Genomic DNA, 21700 nt, shown 5'->3' with positions numbered 1-21700 from the left:
TTCAGGCGCCCTGTCCGTCGGCGTGCATCTGCAGGATCTCCTCGGCCCCGGACTCCACGTCGACGGGGACCGCGATCGGCCGCCCTCCCGTGAACGCGTCGTACTCCCTCGCGACGATCGCCTCGATCTCCGACAGACGCAGCAGCGGATGGCGGGCCTGCAGGCGCGCGACGACACCGGCGTACGACGTGAGCAGCCAACCGTCGACCATGTGGGTCGCGTCGTGCTCACCGACGGTGTCGGGCGAAAGGGTCATGCTGCCCATGGTGTCACCGCGTCACCGCTTCCGGGCCGTCGGCGCGGGTAGCTAGTCAGACGAGCAAGACCCGCGGCGAGCCATATCCGTCGCTCAGCCGACGGCGGTGTGGGCGTCGACCTGGTCGACGGCGGCCTGCAGACGAACCAGGCATTCCATGACGACGCGCGTGTCCTCCGGGGACATGTCGATGACGGCATCCATCATCCGCTCGTGCATGTCGCCGAGGGTACGGCGCACTTCTTCGTCGCTGTCGACCGTGGGAACGACCCAGATGCTGCGCCGATCGGTCTCGTGCCGCTCGCGCCGCACGTGCCCCGACTTCTCCAGCCGGTCCACCATCGCCGTCATCGAGGCGGTGGACACACCGAGGTAGCGGGCGAGCTCACCCGGCGAGACGCGCTCGTCGCGCTGCTGGGCGCGCAGCAGATACCGCAGCACGAGGAGATCGTTCTCACCCATCGACATGGCCTCGCGCGTGCGGCGTCGCATCGCGACCTCTGCCGCGCGATACACCCGGAACGCCTGGAGCAGATCGACGGCACGGCGCCGGCGCGACTCTTCATCATCGGCGTACCAGTAGCCGCTGTGCGGCGCCTCCAGCTCGGGCATGCTCTCGATGATAGGGCGAGTTCAGGCCTCCGGCTCGGAGAAACCGCCCGCGTCGTGGATGGGCAGTCGGCACACGAACTCCCGGCAGTCGTACGCCGTGGGCCGTCCGTCGGCTGCGGTGCGGCCGGCGAACAGCGAGAACCCGGCCTCGGTCCACGCGACCGCATCCGGCTCGCTCACCCGCACGACGACGTCGGCTCCCGTCGCGTGGGCGGCTCGGGCGAGCGGATCGTCGTCGCTGTCGGCCACCACCACGATCTGGCGCCCGGAGCCCTCCAGCAACGCCGCAACGCGCAGCACGGCGGCGTGCGAGAACGGGTCCTCGACGGCGCGTGTCGCGCGCGCCGCCACGATCGTGCGGGCTCGCCGCCGGTACCGCTCCCCCGCCCCCAGACGCCACAGGGTGAGAGAGGCTTCGGCGAGCGAGGCCGCACCCGAGGGACGGTCGGTGTCGGCGTCGTCGACCTCGGGCGCCCCCAGAGCCGCCAGCACACTGTCGCGCCCGCCGGGTACGACCGCCGCCTCCTCGGTCGGCCAGCACAGGTCGACGAGCCGGCGCGCCTGGACGGCATAGGCGACACATCCCGAGGCCATCGCGAGCACGGCGAGACCCTGGGCGAGAGCGCCGTAGTCCTCGAGCGTCGCCGGCGCACCGGAGAGGATCTCGTCCAGGGAGGCCCGACGCAGGGTCCCGTCGTCGGCGAGGTTCGACTCCTCGACGGCGAGGGCGGCGCGCACGGCTGCGTCCATGAGGTCTGCGCGTGCGAGGCGTGCACCCGTCGCGGCGAGCGCCCCGACGGCGAGGCCATTCCATCCGGTGACGAGCTTGTCATCGATGCGCGGCGGCTCCAGCGCGCTCCGTTCGTCGAGAGCGCGCTGATAGAACCCGCCCTCGCTGCGCTCGCCGTCGATCAAGGATTCGGAGTCCTGCGCGGCGGCGAATCCGCCGGAGGGGAGCTGGAGCGTGTCGACGAGGAATCCCGCCGCGGCGGAGGCGATGTCGGCGCGCCCAGCGGCGAGGGCGACCTGGATGAGACCGGCGTTGTCGGTGAGCATGCGCTCGTAGTGGGGCACGCTCCAGTCGCGGCGTGTGGCGTATCGGAAGAATCCGCCGTCCGCGTCGCGCAGCGGCGAGCGGGCCATGCGGTCGAGGGTGCGCTCCGCGAGCGACCGCGACGCCTCGTCGGGTTCGGTCTGCAGGAAACGCAGCACCGGCCACACCGGGAACTTGGGGGTGGCCGCATCCGCTCCCGCTGGAGCGAAGCCGCCGAACTCGGGATCCTCGCGCGCCGCGATGCGCGCAGCGAGCTGCCCGCGGACCTCGGCGGTGGGCCATGCGGGATCGAGCGCCTCGTCACCTCTCTCGCGCGCCGCCGCGTCGAGCGCGCGCTGGAGCGCACCGGAGGTCTCGGCCACCGCCTCCCGGCGTTCGCGCCACGCGTGATCGACGGCGTCGATGACGTCGGCGAACCCGGGAAGCCGGCCCCGCGCCGTCGGAGGCCAGTAGGTCCCGGCGAAGAAGGGCTGGCCCTCGGGGGTCGTGAAGACCGTCAGCGGCCAGCCGAGATGCGGGGTGAACGCCGCGGCGGCGGCGAGGAACACCGCATCGACCTCGGGATGCTCCTCACGGTCCACCTTGACCGAGACCATGGTCCGGTTCAGGCGCGCCGCGATGCCGGGGTCGGAGAAGGACTCCGCCGCCATGACGTGGCACCAGTGGCACGTGGCGTAGCCGATCGACACCATGACCGGCACGTCGCGCCGTCGCGCCTCGGCGAAAGCGGCCTCGCCCCACGCGTGCCACGCCACCGGCTGCTCCGCGTGCTGACGGAGGTACGGGCTCGCCGCTCGGGACAGTTCGGAGGACATGTGTCAAGCGTAGGTTTCCGAATCGGATGCGGCCACGACGCTGTGATAGGAAGGTTCGGCAGAGTCCCGCGCGTACGTCGGGTGTGCACGTCGTACGCGGAAAGGGGGACGCCGGTGGCGCAGAGACTGCCCGCGGCACCGCCCGTCCTTCCCGGCTTCACCTACGTCCGCCCTCTCGGCACCGGTGGTTTCGCCGACGTCTTCCTGTTCGAGCAGGACATGCCGCGCCGCCCGGTCGCCGTCAAAGTGCTCCTCGAGGACATCGTCGACGACGGCCTGCTGCGCATGTTCAACGCGGAGGCCGATGTGATGGCGCGCTTGAGCGCGCATCCGTCGATCCTCACCATCTACCAGGCGAGCATCTCGTCCGACGGACGCCCCTATCTCGTCATGGAGTACTGCCCCGGATCTCTCGGCTCCCGCTATCGACGCGAGGAGATCCCGCTGGCGGAGGTGCTCCAGGCCGGCATCCGGATCGGCTCCGCACTGGAGACGGCGCACCGCTCGGGTCTGCTGCACCGCGACATCAAGCCCTCGAACCTGCTGGTGACGGCCTTCGGCGCTCCCGTCCTCGCCGATTTCGGCATCGCCACCGCCGTCGGCGGACGCGGCGACGACGAAGTGTTCGCCATGTCCGTGCCGTGGAGCGCGCCCGAGATCATCGACGAGAGGATCGCGGGCTCCGTCCCCGCCGAGGTCTGGGCGCTGGGGGCCACCGTGTACTCCCTGCTGGCGGGACGCAGTCCCTTCGAGCGCCCCGGGAGCGGCCAGAACGGCCGCGACCAGCTCAAGGCCCGCATCCGCCGCGCCGCCTACACCCCCATCGGCCGGGCCGACGTCCCCGCGAGCCTCGAAGCCGTGCTGTCGCGCTCGATGAATCGCGACCCCGCCGGCCGCCACCCCTCGGCCGCCCAGTTCGCCTACGAGCTGCAGCTCATCCAGCACGAGCTCGGCCTGCCGCACACTCCGATGGAAGTCGCCGTGGACGAGTGGGCCTCCGCCGGAACCCCGGTGAACTTCGCCGATGATCGCGCTCGCGGCCCCGTGCGCCCCAACGTCCAGTACGAATCGCGCCGGCCGGTGCGCTCCCGCGACCGCGGCGGTCGCCGCCCCGACGAGGGCACGGTCCTCGCCGGGGCGGCGCCGCGCGGACGCCGCCTGTCCGGCGGCATGATCGCCCTGCTCGTGGGCGGCGCCGTCGTCGTCGCGGCGGCAGCGGTGCTCGTGACCGTCCTCGTCCTCGGAGGAGCCTGAGATGGCCGAGGCCCCCCGCACCCCGCTCGCCGATCGCCGCGGCTGGATCATCGGCGGCTCCGTCGCCGCCGTGCTGGCCATCGTCACGACGCTCGCCGTGGTGTGGCCCGGTTTCGACGCCCAGCAGACTCCGCCCGACGACGGCACGATCTGGGCGATGCAGTCCGGCGAGGGCCGGCGCTATGCCCGCGTGAACACGACCGTCGGTGAGATCGACACGGTCAAGCAGGTGGAGAACCCCAGCGCGCTCGTGCAGAACGCAGACCGACTGCTGGTGTACGCGGAGGGCGACACCCGCTTCGCGGACGTCGACATGGCGATGCCCGCCGATCTGAACGCCGACGCGGAGGATGCGTTCCAGAACACTCCGCCCGGCACGGTCGATGTCGTCTCCACCGGCGACACGATCGCCTACCGCACGGACAACGGCGCCGTCTTCGCGGGCTCGCTCGCCTCGCCGAGCAGCACCGTGCCCGTCGACCCGTACGCCCAGACGGAGGTCGCGGAAGGAGAGGAACGCCCCGTCTTCGTTGCCGACAGCATCGCGGTCGGCGTCGACGGAATCGTCTACGCCTACTCCTCCGCCGAGGAGCGCGTGGTGCGCGCCGACGCCCGCACGGGCAAGATCGAGGGCTCGGACACGGTGTCCGACGCCCCCGCATCCGCGACTCTCAGCGCGGTGGGCACCACCTGGGCACTCCTGGAGCCCGACTCGGGCCTGCTCTGGCTGCGCGGGCGCGATCAGCCCCTGGAGACCGGGACGATCGGCGGGGTGCTGCAGAAGTCGGGCTCGTCGCGCGACCAGGTCTATGTCGCGGACACGACAGGACTCGTCTCCGTGCCCATCGACGGCTCGGGTCCCGAGCGCGTCGTCGACGCCGCGCAGGGAACCCCCGCGGCGCCGGCCGAGGCGAAGGGCGTGATGTACGCGGCGTGGCTGCCCAACAGCCAGGCGCAGGGAACGCTGTGGTCCTCGGATGCGGGACAGAGCGACCTGGACTACGCCGGGGGCTCGCTCGGCGACGAGGTCGCGCCGGAGTTCCTGAGCAACGGCTCGCGCATGATCCTGAACGAGACGCGTTCCGGCTGGGTCTGGACGCTTCCGAACGGCGCTCTCGTGCCGTCCTCGCAGCAGTGGGATTCCGACCAGGATGTGCCCACCCAGCAGCAGGAGGACATCCAGGCCGAGCGCGTGATCGATCCGAAGCCGCCCGTCGCCGTCGACGATGCGTTCGGGGTGCGCGCCGGCCGCAGCGCCGTCCTGCCCGTCCTGCTCAACGACCACGATCCGAACGAGGACGTGCTGAGTATCGTGGCCGCATCCGTCGAGGGCCTCGATCCCGCGTTCGGAACCGTCTCGGTCTCGAACGAGCAGCAGGAGCTCGTCGTGCGCGTGTCCCCGGAGGCGAGTGGATCGGCGACCTTCCGGTACCGGATCACGGACGGCACGACGACCGACGGGCTCACCTCGCAACCGGCGACCGTGACGCTGACCGTGTCGCCGCCCGGGGCGAACAGCGCGCCGGCGTGGTGCGGCGTCGAGGCGTGCCTCGCGACCTGGCCTTCGCCGCAGGTCGTGCCCGGCGGCACCGTGTCGGTGAACGTGCTCGAGGGCTGGGTCGACCCGGACGGCGATCCGCTCTACATCTCTTCGGCGGTGAACCAGAGCGGCATCGGTTCCGTCGCCCTCGACCCGCAGGGCACGATCACCTTCCAGCACCCCAACCCCAACCAGGCCGACGCCCAGTCGGTCACGATCCTCGTGACGGTCACCGACGCGAGGGGGCTGTCGACGGAGAAGCCTCTCGAGATCGCGATCACCCCGAGCCCCCAGCTGACGGCGGCCTCGTTCGCCGCCGTGGGCACGATCGCAGCTCCCACCACGATCGATGTGCGCCCGCACGTGACAGGCGTGAACGGCGCCATCACCATGCGCAGCGCCAACTCGATCACGGACGCCGCGGCCCAGATCACCGTCAACAGCGTCGCCGGCACCTTCGTCTTCGCCGCCGCCAACCCCGGCTCGTATCTGGTGCAGTACACGGTCGCCGACTCGCTCGCCGAGGCGACCGGGACCGTCAGGGTGACCATCGTCGATCCCGCTGCCACGCAGATCTCCACGCCTCCCCTCACGGCCTTCGTGCGCCCCGGTGAGGACTCGACCATCGACGTGATCTCGCCGGTGTCGAACCCCGCGGGTCTCGTGCTCCTGGCCAGCGACGTCGTCGTCACCCCCGACCCGAGCGCGTCGCTGAGCGTGGACCTCGTCGGCCAGAGCATGCTGCGTGTCGCGGGCTCCACCGACAACGCGCAGCCGGGAACGCTCGGCGTGGTCACCTACACGGTGTCGGACGGTACCGGCAACGGCTACACGACCACGACCGGTGAGACCACGGTCGTGCTGCTGCCCGCGCCGACGGCGGAGCCGCCGATCGCCGTGGACGACGCGGCCACCGTGCGCGCCGGCGCCCAGATCGACATCCCCGTGCTCGACAACGACACGGCCCCGGCCGGCGCGCAGTTCGCGATCGACCCCTCGACCATCACGAACGAGTCGAACACCGGACTCGCCTTCGCCACCGGCCGTCTCTTGCGCTATCTCGCGCCCAGCGAACCGGGCACCTACACGCTCGGCTACACGATCTACCGCATGGGCTTCCCGGACATGACCGACACCGCCAAGGTGACCGTCACCGTCCTGCCCGAGGACTCCAACTCCGCTCCGGTGCCCCGGACGCTCGTCGGTCGCGTCCTGAGCGGCGCCACCGTGTCGATCCCGTTCGACCGCTTCGGCGTCGATCCCGACGGGGATGCCGTGACGCTGGATCGCATCACGGCGCAGCCCGGCCGCGGCTCGGCGACGATCTCCGCCGAGGGCGACGCGATCATCTACACGAGCTCCCCCGGGGACAAGGGCCAGGTGTCCTTCACGTACCAGGTGCGCGACACCCTGGGCGCGGTCGGGGTCGGCGAGGTGCGCGTCGGCGTGCTGGACGCCGAGTCGAGCCCCGCACCGGTGACCTACAGCGACTACGTCCAGGTGCAGGCGGGTGCAGACTCCGAGGCCGTCGTCCGACCCGCGGACAACGACCTCGACCCCTCCGGCACGACGCTCGAGGTGATCGATGTGCGACCCAACGCGGATGTGGGCTCCGAGGAGTACCGCGCGATGGATGCCATGATGCAGGGCGTCGAGGACAACGAGGTGCGCCTCAAGGCCGGCACGCAGCTGGGGACCTACTCGTTCGCGTACACGGTGCGAAACGCCCAGGGCGACACCGCGATCGGCCTCATCGTCCTGAAGGTCGTGCGCGACCCCGTGCCCGACTATCCCGCCGTACGCGACACCACGCTCACCGTCGAGACGCGGGAGGACTTCCCGGACGGCGTCGACGTCCTCACCGGCAAGGTCTCCTGGAACGCCGGCGACGTCTCGTCGCTGAAGCTGTCGCTGTGGGGGGAACCGGCCGGGATCTCCGTCGACGGCCGCAAGATCTCGGGGCGCCTGCCCGACAAGACCGAGCTCATCCCGTTCCAGGTGACCGGCACCGCCTTCGACGGCAGCGAAGTGACCTCCTACGGCTTCCTCAAGGTGCCGGGGACGAACGACCTGCAGCTGACCCTGCGCGCATCGGCCGCCTCGGTGCAGGTCGATGAGCGCGGCACGGTGGATGTGGACCTCGCGCGCGCGGTGGCGCTGCCCCCGAACGCCGACATCGAGATCGACGCCTCGCGCGTCGCCGCGGGCGGTGGCCGTGCAGAGGCCACCTGCGCGCTGACCTCCGGGACGACCGTCCGCTACTCCGCGGGGGCGGGGGCGCCCTGGACCGACAGCTGCACGGTTCCGGTGCGGCTGGTCGGCCAAGACACCTACACCTACCTGACGATCCGCGTCGACGTCATCGCCGAAGACCCGCAGCCCGAGCTGCGCGCGGCGTCCCTCACGGTCAGCCCGGGCTCCTCCGCGACGTTCGAGCTGCGCGACATGACCTCGTGGGCGGGCACGGAGGACTGGGGCGCCCTGCAGTACGCCACCTCGTACGCGGGCGATCAGTTCACGGTGCAGACCACCGGGTCGCAGGTGACCGTGACCGCGCGGGATGCGGCACGCCCGGGCCGTCAGGAGCCGGTCACCGTCACCCTGCCCAGCCATCGCGATGTGCGACCCGCCACCCTGGCGCTCCAGGTGGGTCCGGCCCCCTCGACGCTGCCGAAGGGCGCGACGCTCACCCAGTCGTGCTCGCAGTCGTCGGGCAACGGGTGCACGATCAACGTGATCGGTCAGGGCGGCGAGATCAACCCGCTCCCCGGCACGCCCCTCAAGCTCGTCGCCGTCGGCGGCGCCTCCGGCGGCAGCTGCACCGGCGTCTCCTTCGGCGTGGCCAGCTCCACCGCGATCCAGGCGAACTGGTCGCCGGATGCCGACGGCACGCGCTGCACGGTCGGCTTCACCGTCGAGGACGCCCAGGGGCGCCAGTCGGCGGGCGACCGCAACGGCCAGGTCACGCTGGATCTCCAGGGGTACCCGAAGGCTCCCAACAACGTCACCCAGATCGGCTTCGGCGACCGCACGATCACCCTGCGGGTCGAGCCGGGGGCCGCGGGCAACGCGTACCCCGCACTGCAGGGCTTCCACATCCTGCAGGGCGGCCAGCAGGTCACCACCTGCTCCGCGGCCGGCGTGTGCGAGCCCTTCCAGGTCGCCAGCAACGGCGATCGCCGCACGTACGAGGCCCGCGCGTTCAACACGGTCGGCGAGTCGCGGACGGGTGTCACGGTGCAGGCCTGGGCGTACCGGCAGCCGGCGGTCGGCAACGTGACCGCGGATCCGATCTACGACCGGCAGCGCACGACGGGCGACGCGGGCGCGGTGAAGATCCGCATCCAGAACGTCGATCCCGAAGTCCGCACCTACTCCGTCACGGGGGCCAACGGCGATGTGCCGCGCTCGGGCGGCGACACGACCGAGGTGACCATCACGCTGCCGGTGGGGCAGGCGACCATCACCGTCACCGCCAACAGCGCGAACTCGGCCCCGGACGGCAGCGGGTCGGTCGGACAGACGAAGAACGTGGGCGTCCAGGTCGCCGGTCTGCCGCGCACCGACGGAGTGGCCATCGCCGCCGAGAGGAAGAACGCACTGGTCGTGACCGGGCCGAACGTCGACATGAACGGGAGCAACCGCGGCCGCGAGATCATCTACGTCGCCTACCGGGCCGGCTTCGGCGACTTCTCGTGCGACGTGGACAGCAACGGCCAGAATCTGCAGGCCAGAGTCAACGGCCAGACCTCCACCTCCGCCACGATCGACGGTCTCCAAGAGAACCAGAAGTACACCGTCGGCGCCTGCGTCAGCAACGGCTTCGGAGCCGCGAAGAGCGCCACCGCCGACGGATGGGCCTGGGATCAGGCGGGCGCTCCGGTTCCGCAGAACCCGACCTACAGCATCCCCAACGGCTGGGGCAACGGCGATGGCACGTATCTCGTGCGCAGCGTGGACGTTGCCAACGCGAACGGTTTCGACACCGTCTACCTCGGCCACCAGGGCGAGTCGACGCAGTGGCAGCAGCCCGCCATGGGCCAGGAGGGCTCGATGCAGGTCAAGTACTGCGTGCGGGGCTCCGACCTGTCGCGCTGCGGCCAGCCCGCGACCATCAAGCCCGCGGACCCGGCACGCGCCAAGCAGGTGGATGTGGGCAACGCCCGGATCACCCAGTGCGTCGTGGGCAGCGAGCTGAAGGCGACGATCGACCAGCAGCCGGGCTCGGTCGGAAAGCTCGTGATCGACCCGACGACCCCGAAGTACTACAGCGACGGCGCGTTCGGCGGTCTGTTCCCGCAGGAGATCCCGCCGGGAGACGACAGGATGATCGTTCCGAACGGCACCACGAGAGCGACGGCGAAGGCGACGTTCACCTTCACCGACCCGGCCGCCGGCTACGGGGACATCTCCCTCAACCTCGACACGGGTCGGGGAGGCTGCGCTGGCACCCAGACGCCCCCGCCCTCCGACCCCAACACTCCCCCCAGCAACGGAGGCTGAATCGATGACCGTCACCCCAGAACAGACCGCCTGGTTCCAGGAGACGTTCTCCGCCCTCGTGGAGAACGTCGAGCAGGTGGTGCTCGGCAAGCGTCACGTCATCGAGCTCGCCTTCACCGCGCTCGTCTCGCAGGGGCACCTGCTGCTGGAGGACTTCCCCGGGACGGGAAAGACCTCGCTCGCGCGCGCGATGGGCGAGAGCGTGCAGGGCACGAGCTCCCGCATCCAGTTCACGCCCGACCTGCTCCCGGGTGATGTCACCGGCATCACGGTGTACGACCAGAAGCGCGGCGAGTTCGAGTTCCACTCGGGCCCGATCTTCGCGAACATCGTCCTGGCGGACGAGATCAACCGCGCGAGCCCCAAGACCCAGTCGGCACTGCTGGAGGTCATGGAGGAGGGCCAGGTCACGGTCGACGGCGTCTCGCGGCGCGTGGGAAGCCCGTTCCTCGTGGTCGCCACCCAGAACCCCGTCGAACAGGCCGGCACGTACCGCCTCCCCGAGGCGCAGCTCGACCGGTTCCTGATGAAGACGTCGCTGGGCTACCCCGACCACGCCGCCACCGTGCGGATCCTCGAGGGCAGCGCCGCAGGCAAGCGCGAGGTGGGCGCGGTCATCACGCCCGAGGCCGTGCAGACGCTCAGCCAGATCGCGCAGGACGCCTACCTGAACCCGCTCGTGCTGGACTACATCGCGCGCGTCGTCGAGGCCACTCGCCAGGCGGCCCAGGTGCGCCTGGGCGTCAGCGTGCGCGGCGCGCTCGCGCTCACCCGCGCCGCTCGCACGTGGGCTCTGGCGCACGGCCGCGGGTACGTGACGCCCGACGACGTCAAGGCGCTGGCCGAGCCCGTGCTCGCCCACCGCCTGATCCTCGATCCCGAGGCGGAGTTCGACGGTGTGACCGCCGGCGCGGTGATCGGCCAGGTCATGCTCGACGTCGCTCCCCCGACGCAGCGCGAGTCCGCGTGACGGATTCCTCTTCCCGCGTCACCCGGATCGGCTCGACGTCCACCTCGACGTCGACCGCCGGGAGCACCCGCACGCGCTATGACACGTCGCGTTCCACGACGGTCATCGTCGTGGGCGGCATCCGTTTCTGGCGGCGGGTGCGACGAGCCGTGGCCCGCGGCGCCCGCGCCGTCGGCGACACGGTCACCGCGGGAGGATGGCTGCTCATCGGCGCGGCCGCGATCGGGCTGAGCCTGGGCATCGTGTTCGGGTGGATCGAGTTCGTCCTGGCCGGCGCCGTCGCCGCCGTCCTCGTCCTGTGCGCGGCGCCGTTCCTCTTCGGTGCGCGCGCCTACCGCGTCAGCCTCGGCCTCGCCCACGACCGTGTCGTCGCCGGCAGCGAGGTCGCACTGTCGCTGCGCGTCGTCAACGTCGGCAAGGGCGTCGCCCTCCCCGGCCGCGTCGACGTGCCCGTCGGCGAAGGTCTCGTCGACGTCGCGATCCCGCTGCTGCGCCACGAGGCCGCGCACGACGAAGAGCTGACGATCCCGGGACTGCGTCGCGGCGTGCTCGACATCGGACCCGCCCGGGCCGTCCGCGGCGACCCGCTCGGCATCCTGCGCCGTGAAGTCGTGTGGGAGGACCTCCACACGCTCTACGTGCACCCCGTGACGACCGCGATCCCGAGCACTGCCACGGGGTTCATCAAAGACCTCGAGGGCAACCCCTCCTCCCTCGTCGTGGACGCCGACATCTCGTTCCACGCGATCCGCGAGTACGCTTCCGGCGACTCGCAGCGCCAGATCCACTGGAAGTCCACGGCGAAGACCGGGACCCTCATGGTTCGCCAGTACGAGGAGTCCCGCCGATCCCGGATGGTGATCGTGCTGGCCACGGGCGAGGAGGACTACGCCGACGACGAGGAGTTCGAGCTCGCCGTCAGCGCCGCCGCGTCCCTCGGGGTGCGCGGCATCCGCGACGGCCGCGACGTCTCCGTGGTCGTCGGCGGCGAGGTGCCCGAGTTCGCCCGCCGGGCCGTCCGCACCTCCCGGGACCTCGTCACCATCACCGCGCGCACCCTGCTCGACGAGCTCGCCGGCGTCGAGAAGGGCGAACGCATCACGGGTCTCCGCGACGTCGCGAGCCTGGCGGTGGAGGCGCACCGTGACGTGTCCATCGGATTCCTCATCTGCGGGTCCACCCCCACACTGCGGATGCTGCAGCACGCCGCCCTCGCCTTCCCCGCCGACACGGGCGTCGCCGCCATCGTCTGCGATCCTGCGGCCGAGCCCGGCTTCCGCACCATCGGCGGCGCCTCGATCGTGACGATGGGTCTGCTCGAGGACCTCCGCCACATCCTCGCTCGGAGCGCACAGTCATGAGCGCGCCCGACGCACGCGCCCGGGCGCGCCGGCCCCGACGCACCGAACGCGACATCGCGTTCCTCGTCGGCAACATCGCCTTCATCGACGCCCTGCTCGCGATCGGCGCCGCATCCGTGTGGACGATCTACCGCAGCGGCTGGTTCGTGCTCGTCGCCGCGGTGGCGATCCTCATCGCGACCGGCATCGCCCTGCTCGCCGTCTGGCGCCCGCTGCGCTGGTGGCAGCTCGCGCTCATCACCGCGGGCGCGTATGTCGTCGTGGGCGTTCCGGTCGCCGCGCCCACGATGATCACCGACCCCGCGACGATCCTGCCGGGCGTCTGGGGCGTCGTGAGCGCGCCCGTCACGGGGTGGAAGAACCTGCTGACGCTCGAGCTGCCGCTCGGCGTGTACCAAGCGACCCTCGCACTCCCCTTCTTCCTGATGCTCGCGCTCGGCACAGTGGCTCTCCTGCTGGCGCTGCGCGCGGTCAGGCTCTGGGTGCTCGCGGCGCCGCTCGCACTGGTGATCACGGCGTTCGGCGTCGTGTTCGGTTCGAGCGCGGTGGACGGCTCCTGGCGCATCGGACTCTGGGAACTCGACGGGGTATGGGAGGCGACGGTCGGACTCGGCGCGCTGCTGACGGGCTTCGCGTGGTACGTGTGGCGCAACGTCCACACGCGTCGGGTCGCCCTGCGCGTCGCGCGCTCGGCAAGCGGCGTGCGCTCGTCCGTGCGCGTCGCGCGCACCCTCGGCAGCCGCATCGCCCTCGCCGCCGGAATGCTCGTGATCGCCCTCACCCTGGGCCTCGCGCTCGCACCCTGGGCAGTGTCGGGCTCCTCCCGCGATGTGCTGCGCACCGCGATCGATCCGGTGCTCAAGGTGCGTCAGACGCTGAGCCCGCTCGCCGACTACCGCGCCGGCTTCTCGGACGAGCGGTTCGACGATGTCCTGTTCACGGTCGCCGCCGACCCCGGAGTGGATCGCGTGCGTCTGGCGACCCTCAGCTACTACGACGGCCGGGTCATGCGGGCCACCGACCCGCAGACGGGCAACCGCTCCGACAGCACGGAGTTCCGGCGGGTTCCCGCGTCCCTGCCCGCCGACACGGGCAACCACGCCTCAGCCACGTTCACGGTGGGCGACTACACGGGCATCTGGGTGCCCGCCGTGGGAGATCTCACCTCGATCGACTTCTCGGGATCGACGCGGGCCGCACTGTCGGACGGCTTCTTCTACAACCCGGACTCCGCCACCGGCGTCGAGCTGTCGGACCCGGGACTCGCCGCCGGCGTCAGCTACACCCAGACCGGGGTGATCACCGACGCCCCGCGCGACCCCGGGACGTTGACGCCGTCCCGTTCCGGCACGTTCGACCCGGCCTTCGTCCCCGAATCCCTCGAAGAGTGGGTGAGCGCACAGGATGCGCCCTCGGGCGGCGCCGGCCTGGTCGAGCTGATCTCGCGCCTCCGGGCGCGCGGACTCCTCTCGCACGCGTTGACGCTCGATCCCGACGCCGTCCCGGTGTGGGCGCAGAAGCTCGGCGACTACACGTTCGAGCCCAGCCGCAGCGGTCACTCCACCGACCGCATCGGGGACCTGTTCACGGAGTTGCTGAAGAAGCAGAACGAGACCGGCGGAGACGATGACTCCCTGCTCGTCGCAGCGGCGGGAGACGACGAGCAGTTCGCTGTGGCGGCAGCTCTCATCGCGGATCATCTGGGCTTTCCCGCGCGGGTCGTGCTCGGCACCCGCCTGAGCAGCGACGACGCGGATCTGCCGGTGTGCGAGGACGGCACGTGCACGAGCGGCGACCTGGCGGCGTGGATCGAGGTGCGCGACGCGGACGGCTCCTGGACGGCGATCGACACGACCCCGCAGCACCGCGTCCCCCTCTCGCCCGACGTCCAGCAGCGTCGCGACCCCCAGAACATGACCCCGGTCGAGCCGGAGCAGGCCGACACCGTCCTGCCTCCGGAGGCGGATCCCGCCGACGCGTCGCCGCCGCAGAGCGACGAGCCGACGGATCCGGTGGATCTCGCATGGCTGTGGGCCACGCTGCGCATCTCCGGCATCGCGATCTTCGCGCTGCTGATCCTGCTGATGCCCGCCATCGCGGTGCTCGTGGCGAAGATCATGCGCCGGCGAGCCCGGCGTTCGTCGGCGGACCCGGTCGACAGGGTCGTCGGCGGCTGGGAGGAGTACCTCGACACCGCCGTCGATCACGGCCACCGCATCCCGCCCGCCGCGACCCGGTCGGAGACAGCGGCCGCCGTCTCCGACGCGGAGACCGCGGACCCCGCGACGCTGGCGGCCCTCGCCGATCGAGCGGTGTTCGCCCCGGGAACCACCACCGAAGAGGAATCCGCCCGGTTCTGGGAGCTCATCGACCAGGAACGGCAGCGATTCGCGTCCACAGGCGGCTTGTGGACGCGCTGGAAGGCTCGGCTGTCGCTACGCTCATTCGCACGCGGATTGCGCGAGGCTGCGTCGCGAGATGGAAGGGGACGACCATGACCGGGATCGTCGTCATGGCCGGAGCGCGCTCCGACGTCGGCCGCGTCCGCAAGCTGAACGAGGATGCGGTGCTCGCGCAGTACCCCGTCTTCCTCGTCGCCGACGGCATGGGGGGCCACGAAGCGGGTGATCTGGCCAGCGCCGCGGTCGTGGACGCCTTCCGCCACCTCGTCGGTCGCGACGACGTGCAACCGGAGGAAGTGGTGACCGCCGTCGAATCCGCCCACGCCGCGGTGTCGCAGGTCGCGGGGCGTCACGCACGCGGCGCCGGCTCCACCCTCGCCGCCCTGGTCGCCGTGGTGCAGAACGGGTCGCACGCGTGGCTCGTCGTGAACATCGGGGACTCCCGCGTGTACCGGCTCGTCGGCAGCTCGCTCGAACAGCTCACGGTCGACCACTCGGTCGTGCAGGAACTCGTGGATGCGGGAAAGATCAGCCGCTCCGAGATGTCCACCTATCCGGGTCGCAACGTCATCACCCGCGCCGTCGGCGACAGCCAGAGCCCCGCCGACTACTGGCTGTCCCCCATCGTGACCGGCGAGCGCATGCTGCTGTGCTCGGACGGTCTGTCGAACGATCTGAGCGACGAGGCGGTGCTGGCGGGTCTCAGCCTCGGCGGCTCCGCCGAGCAGACCGCGTACGCGCTGGTGGATCAGGCGCTCGCCCGCGGCGGACGCGACAACATCAGCGCCGTCGTGGTGGATGTGCGCTCCGGAGGGCTCGCTCCCCGCGCCGACGAGGTGACGGGCGGCTTCGCGACGAGCGAGCAGGCAGCGGTGCAGCCCATCGAGGTGGACACCATCACCTCGCGACGAGAGCGACCCATCCGTGGCTGAGCGCACCTGGTTCGAAGGGCCCCTGCCCGCGATCGCCACCGACACGCTCGCCGTGATCGTCGGGGGCGATGCCGCGGTGGCCGCGGCGCGACGCGTGCTGTCGACGGGCACCATGCCCGGAACGCCCGAGATCCTGGACGCCCTGCTCGCCGACGGTATCGCCGCGGTGCCGGCGTTCGCCGTGGTCGCGTTGGACGACGACCGCCTCACCGCCTTCGTGCGCGGCGAGTTCGTGCTCCGCTTCGAAGACCGTTCCCGCCGGGTGTGGCGCGTCGACGGCGTCGGTGCCCACACGTGGCGCGAGGTGGAGGCGGCATCGGTGGTGCGCGCCTGGGCCGGCGCGCCCGATGCGGAGCCGAAGCTGTTCGACCTGGGTCCGACACCGGAGCGCCCCGTGCGCGTCGGGCCGACGACGGCTGCCGGCATCATGCTGCGCGGACGTCCCGCCGTCGCGCGACCCCTCATTCCTCCCGCCGCCCCGCCTCCAGCCGCCGCGCCCCCTGGGCCGCGCCCCGCCGCATCCGAGCCGGCCGACGACGAGACCGTCGTGACCAGTTCCAGCGCGCTCGCTCCGAAACCCGCGCCGCGTACACCGCGCGCCCCGCGCGCCATCGAACTGCCCGGGGGGCACATCGTGCCGATCCACGGCACGCTGCTGGTCGGGCGCGGACCGCGCAGCTCACGCGTGGAAGGCGACGACCTGCCGACCCTGGTGGCGCTCGGCGACGTCTCCCGCGACGTCTCCCGCGCGCACGTGAAGATCTGGACCGACGGGACCCGCGTGCAGATCGAGGACCTCGCGACGCCGGGCGGGACGGCCGTCATCGACGCGGACGGGGTCGCACGGTTGCTCGTGCCGGACCGCGCCGTGGAGGTGCGCGAGGGTGCGAGCGCGGAGCTCGCCGGCGGTGCCCGCATCCGCTTCGTGGGGGACGCATGACCGACCCGGATGACAGCACCCGCCTCTCGCGTCGCGAGCCCGGTCCGGCCGAGCAGGCCGAGGACAGCACCCAGCTCGTGAGCCGGCGCGACCGACGCAACGCCTCCGCGGCCGCAGAGGCGAGCGACGCGACGGTCATCGTGTCCCGCGAGAGACCGGCCCCGCACGCCGACGAGACCGTGATCGTGGACCGCACGCCCGCCGCACCGACCGTCGCGCCGGAGGACGTGGACGACCGCACCGCGCTGGTACGGCGTCCGGCCGAGGCGCAGGCTCCGGCGCCCGAGAAGGCGCCGCCGTCCGACGAACCGGAGGACGGCACACTGCTGGTGCGCAGGCCTGCTCCGACGGCGGACACGACCGTGGTCGTCTCCCGTTCGCTGGCCGTCCCCGCCGCGGACGACGAGGACGACGAACACACCGTCCTCACCCCGCGCCCGCCTGCGGCCGTCGATGCGATCGACACCGACGACACGGTGCTGCGCCCCCGCGACGAGCCGCAGGACGCGACGCTGCTGCGCCGCCGTGACCGCCCGGCGGATGCGGATGCGGATGCGGATGCGGATGACACCGTGCTGCGTCCGCGCGACGCGGTGTCCGACGATGCGACGAGCCTCTCGCCGCGCGGGACGAAGGCGGATGCGTCACCGCGTCTCACGCGCGTGCGCCGGGGTGCCGCGAGGCAGACCGCATCGTTCGCGCCCGATGCCGAGACCGACCGTACGCCCGCGCGCGAACGGTACGCGATCCGTACGCCCACCATCACGGCTGCACCCTCGACCGCCCCCGCTTCCCCGGTCGTCGACATCGGCGACGGCGGGCTCGCGGCCCGGATCGCCCGGCGTCGCGCCACCCGCACCCGTCTGACGGTGCTCGCGAGCGTTTCGGCGGTCGTGTTCGTGGGCTCGATCGTCGGCCTCGCGACACTGCTGAGCATCTGAGTCCCGGCTCGGGTTAGCATCGAAGGCTGTGTCAACGCCGGAACCCGTCCTCTCCTTCCCGCCCGAGCTGCCCGTCAGCGCGGCACGGGAGGAGATCGCGCGCGCCATCGAAGACCACCAGGTCGTGATCGTCGCCGGCGCGACCGGATCCGGCAAGACGACGCAGCTGCCGAAGATCTGCCTGGAGCTGGGGCGCACCCGTATCGCGCACACGCAGCCGCGCCGCATCGCCGCGCGGACGATCGCCGAGCGCATCGCAGAAGAGCTGCAGGTCCCGCTCGGCTCCACGGTCGGCTACAAGGTGCGATTCACCGACAAGGTCTCCGCCGACACGCGCGTCGCCCTGGTCACCGACGGCATCCTGCTCAATGAGATCCATCGTGACCGACTCCTGCGCCGCTACGACACGATCATCATCGACGAAGCCCACGAACGCTCCCTGAACATCGACTTCCTGCTGGGGTACCTCCGCCGCATCCTGCCCGAGCGCCCGGATCTGAAGGTCATCGTGACCTCCGCCACGATCGATCCCGAGAGCTTCGCGCGCCACTTCGCCGACGCCGACGGCATCCCCGCTCCGGTGATCGAGGTGTCGGGGCGCACCTATCCCGTCGAGATCCGCTACCGGCCGCTCGTACCGGAGACCGACGACGACACCGACGGGCCTGCCGTTGCCACCCCCGAGACCGAGGACGAGGTGAGCGCCATCGTCCAGGCGCTGCGCGAACTCGACGCCGAGGCACCGGGCGACGTCCTCGTCTTCCTTCCCGGCGAGGCGGAGATCCGCGATGCGACGGATGCGGTGCGCGCCGCCTACTCCTCGACCGCGGCGCCCACCGAGGTGCTCCCCCTCTACGGCCGACTCTCCGCGGCCGAGCAGCATCGGGTGTTCGAGCCCTCCCGCGTCGCGGGAGTGCGGCGCCGGGTGATCCTCGCGACCAACGTCGCAGAGACGAGCCTGACGGTTCCCGGCATCCGCTACGTGATCGACACCGGAACCGCCCGCATCTCCCGCTACAGCAACCGCTCCAAGGTGCAACGGCTGCCGATCGAGGCCATCTCGCAGGCCTCCGCGCAGCAGCGGTCCGGTCGTGCCGGGCGAACAGCGCCGGGCATCGCGATCCGCCTGTACGGGGAGGGCGACTTCGAGCGGCGACCCGTCTTCACCGAGCCGGAGATCCTCCGAACCTCCCTCGCGGCCGTCATCCTGCAGATGCTCGCGCTCGGATTCGGCGACATCTCCGCCTTCCCGTTCCTCACCCCTCCCGATTCGCGGGGCGTCCAGTCGGCGTTCGACCTGCTCGTCGAGCTGCAGGCCGTGCGTCAGAATCGGCAGGGGTCCTCGCTCACGCAGCTCGGGCGGGAGATCTCCCGGCTGCCGATCGACCCGCGCTTCGCGCGCATGCTCGTCGAGGCGCGACGCACCGACGTGCTGCCCGACGTGCTCGCGATCGTGGCCGGCATGTCGATCCAGGACGTGCGCGAGCGTCCCGAGGAGCGGCGCGAGGAAGCAGACCGACTGCACGCGCGCTTCGTCGACCCCACGAGCGACTTCCTGACCCTCCTGAACCTCTGGAACCACCTGCGCGAGCAGCAGGACGAGCTCGGTTCGAGCGCGTTCCGGCGCCTCTGCCGGGCGGAGATGCTCAACTACGTGCGCGTACGGGAGTGGTTCGACGTGCACCGGCAGCTCTCGCAGCTGTTGGGTCTGCGTCGCGACGCCGAGCGCAGGAACGGCGCGGCGGACCCCGCCGCGGTGCATCGGGCTCTCCTGTCCGGGCTGCTCTCGCACATCGGCATCCTCGACGAGCGTGAGAAGGGCCGAGAGGGCAAGGGGACGCGCGCGGAGTATCGCGGGGCACGCGGCACGCGCTTCTCGCTGTTTCCCGGTTCCGGTCTGCGCAAGAAGCGGCCGAGCGCCGTCATGGCCGCGGAGCTGGTCGAGACGAGCCGCCTCTTCGCCCGCACGGTCGCGGCGATCGATCCGGCCTGGGCCGAGCCCCTCGCGGGCGATCTCGCCAAGCGTCAGCTCAGCGAGCCGCACTGGTCGAAGGATGCCGGCGCCGCGACGGCCTACGAGAAAGTCACCCTGTTCGGCGTCGAGATCATCCCGCGTCGGCGCGTGCAGCTCGCGCGCTTCGACCGCCCGCTCGCGCGGGAGATGTTCATCCGTCACGCGCTCGTCGACGAGGAGTGGGATCCCTCCCGCCTGGGGAAGCCTCTGACCGCCTTCGCCCGCCGCAACCTCGAGCTGCGCCGACGCCTGGAGAAGGTGGAGGAGCGCGAGCGCCGCCGCGACATCCTGGCCGGCGACGAGGCGGTCTACGCCTTCTACGACGCCCGCATCCCGGCCGACGTGTTCGATGCCCGCTCGTTCGAGTCCTGGTGGAAGGACGCCATCGGGCGCACGCCGCGCCTGCTCGATCTGAGCGAGGCGGACCTGCTGGAGGGATCGGAGCGCGCCGACGAACGCGCCTTCCCCACCCGTTGGACACAGGGTGATCAGGTGCTCTCGCTCGCGTACCGGTTCGAGCCCGGGGCCGCCGACGACGGCGTGACCGCGGTGGTCCCGCTCGCGCTGCTGGCACAGCTGTCGCCGCGCGGCTTCGACTGGCAGGTGCCGGGCATGCGCGACGAACTCATCACGGCGCTCCTGCGAGCGCTGCCCAAGACGATCCGCCGCCATGTCGTGCCGGCGGCGGACTGGGCGACGCGCTTCGCCGAGGAGCTGATCGGCGCCGGCCCCGAGGATCACTCGGGTCTGCCGCCGCTGTCCTTGCGCGACGCGCTCGCCTCCCGCATCCAACGCGTCGCCAACCAACCCGTGAGCGCGTCCGACTTCGAGATGGAACGCGTGCCCGATCACCTGCTGATCTCGTTCCGCGCGGTCGACGAGCGCGGCCGCGCGACAGGTTCCGGCCGCGACCTGGTCGCCCTGCAGGAACGTTTCGCCGATCGCGCCCGTTCCTCTGTCGCCCGCTCGCTGCGCCGGGGGCCGGCCGCCGCGGGCCCCGCCGCCGCACCTGGCACCCCCGGTGCGCGCATCGCCGCGAACACCGACGGCTTCGCCGAGCGCACGGGAGTGACCGACTGGGACTTCGGCGCGCTCCCCGAGCAGGTCGACACGCGCGTGGCCGGCGGCGTGGTGCGCGGCTACCCCGCGATCGTCGACGACGGCACGGGGGTGTCGCTGCGCATCGAGGCGACACCGGAGGCGGCAGCGCGGGCGACGCGCGCGGGCATCCGCCGCCTCGTGCTCCAGGCTGTGCCCTCCCCCGTCTCCTACGTGCTCGACCACCTCACCGCCAACGAGAAGCTCGCTCTCGCCGCCTCTCCCTACCCCTCGGCGAAGGCCCTCGTCGAGGACGCGCGCGTGGCGGTCGCGGATGCGGTCATCGCTCGCACGGCGCCGGACGGCATCGTGCGCGACCGCGCCGGCTTCGAGGCCCTCAGGGACGCGTTCAGCGCCGCGGTCACGGACGAGCTGTTCGCGGCGACGAGCCTCGTCGCCCGCATCCTGCTCTCCCTGCGCGAGATCGAGCGCGCCATGAAGCGGCAGAACTCGCTGACCCTGCTCGGCGCCCTCGGCGACATCCGCGCCCAGCTGGACGGCCTGATCCACCCCGGTTTCGTCTCCCGGACCGGGACGGCGCGACTGGCCCACCTGCCGCGCTACCTCGCGGCGGTCGCCGAACGACTGGCACAGTTGGCCGACCAGCCCGGGCGCGATCGGCAACGCCTCACCGAGTACGAGCGCTCCGCCGCCGCGTACGCGGATGCCGGCGGCACGATCCCGCCCGCCGACGCAGCGCCCGCATCCCTCGTACATGCCCGATGGCTGCTCGAGGAGTACCGGGTGAGTCTGTTCGCGCAGCGTCTGGGAACGGCGGAACCGGTCTCCGCCCAGCGCATCCTCAAGACCCTGCGCGGCTGATCTCGGGTCGCGCGCTCTCCCGCCGGCGCGATGCTCCCGGCGGGCGGGACGACGTTGACAACGTCTCCGCGCAGCCAATACGGTGATCCCAGCCGAGAATGTTCTCGGTAACAATCACTGCCCGCCGCATCCGCGGCACACGATTGCGCGACGACGCTCAACCGATCGCCGCGGGGACCGTGACGT

12 protein-coding genes are annotated in these 21700 nt (G+C 71.6%); 9 read left to right on the top strand and 3 right to left on the bottom strand.

Annotated elements, in window-relative coordinates:
- Window position 1: 1 nt before the first annotated feature.
- The 3 genes from QE374_RS14670 to QE374_RS14660 form a co-directional block, all read right to left on the bottom strand.
- Window positions 2-256 (bottom strand): three-helix bundle dimerization domain-containing protein, encoded by a 255-nt coding sequence (locus QE374_RS14670; protein WP_309736055.1) that lies wholly within the window; start codon window positions 254-256, stop codon window positions 2-4.
- A 93-nt stretch (window positions 257-349) separates the two neighbouring features.
- Entirely contained in the window at window positions 350-868 is a 519-nt protein-coding gene (locus QE374_RS14665) for a MarR family transcriptional regulator (protein WP_309736054.1), read from the bottom strand.
- 21 nt (window positions 869-889) lie between these two features.
- Entirely contained in the window at window positions 890-2737 is a 1848-nt protein-coding gene (locus QE374_RS14660) for a DUF255 domain-containing protein (RefSeq protein WP_309736052.1), read from the bottom strand.
- A gap of 114 nt (window positions 2738-2851) precedes the next feature.
- Between QE374_RS14660 and QE374_RS14655 the strand changes: the two genes are divergently transcribed.
- The 9 genes from QE374_RS14655 to hrpA are packed head-to-tail and all read left to right on the top strand — an operon-like array spanning window position 2852 to window position 21514.
- Window positions 2852-3991, top strand: coding sequence for a serine/threonine-protein kinase (locus tag QE374_RS14655; RefSeq protein WP_309736050.1), 1140 nt, complete (start codon window positions 2852-2854; stop codon window positions 3989-3991).
- A gap of 1 nt (window position 3992) precedes the next feature.
- A complete protein-coding gene (locus QE374_RS14650) occupies window positions 3993-10034 on the top strand; it encodes an Ig-like domain-containing protein (protein WP_309736048.1) in 6042 nt (2013 codons plus the stop codon).
- Between the two features lie 4 nt (window positions 10035-10038).
- Window positions 10039-11004, top strand: a complete 966-nt coding sequence (locus QE374_RS14645; RefSeq protein ID WP_234074966.1) for a MoxR family ATPase — start codon at window positions 10039-10041, stop codon at window positions 11002-11004.
- A complete protein-coding gene (locus QE374_RS14640; protein WP_309736046.1) occupies window positions 11001-12365 on the top strand; it encodes a DUF58 domain-containing protein in 1365 nt (454 codons plus the stop codon). Before QE374_RS14645 ends, QE374_RS14640 begins: the two co-directional genes overlap by 4 nt.
- A complete protein-coding gene (locus QE374_RS14635) occupies window positions 12362-14863 on the top strand; it encodes a transglutaminase-like domain-containing protein (RefSeq protein ID WP_309736044.1) in 2502 nt (833 codons plus the stop codon). The genes QE374_RS14640 and QE374_RS14635 overlap by 4 nt, the downstream gene beginning before the upstream one ends.
- Window positions 14860-15699 (top strand): PP2C family serine/threonine-protein phosphatase, encoded by an 840-nt coding sequence (locus QE374_RS14630; RefSeq protein ID WP_307324170.1) that lies wholly within the window; start codon window positions 14860-14862, stop codon window positions 15697-15699. The genes QE374_RS14635 and QE374_RS14630 overlap by 4 nt, the downstream gene beginning before the upstream one ends.
- Window positions 15692-16639, top strand: a complete 948-nt coding sequence (locus QE374_RS14625) for a hypothetical protein (RefSeq protein WP_309736041.1) — start codon at window positions 15692-15694, stop codon at window positions 16637-16639. The genes QE374_RS14630 and QE374_RS14625 overlap by 8 nt, the downstream gene beginning before the upstream one ends.
- A complete protein-coding gene (locus QE374_RS14620; protein ID WP_309736039.1) occupies window positions 16636-17580 on the top strand; it encodes a hypothetical protein in 945 nt (314 codons plus the stop codon). The genes QE374_RS14625 and QE374_RS14620 overlap by 4 nt, the downstream gene beginning before the upstream one ends.
- 28 nt (window positions 17581-17608) lie before the next feature.
- The gene (gene hrpA, locus QE374_RS14615; RefSeq protein ID WP_309736037.1) at window positions 17609-21514 is read left to right on the top strand and encodes an ATP-dependent RNA helicase HrpA; all 3906 of its coding nucleotides are present in this window, start codon (window positions 17609-17611) and stop codon (window positions 21512-21514) included.
- Window positions 21515-21700 lie beyond the last annotated feature (186 nt).

The sequence above is a fragment of the Microbacterium sp. SORGH_AS_0428 genome, from assembly GCF_031453615.1.
In the GTDB taxonomy this organism is placed as follows: Bacteria; Actinomycetota; Actinomycetes; order Actinomycetales; family Microbacteriaceae; genus Microbacterium.
Note: the sequence above shows the minus strand (reverse complement) of the source record. Positions and strands in the feature narration are given on the sequence as shown.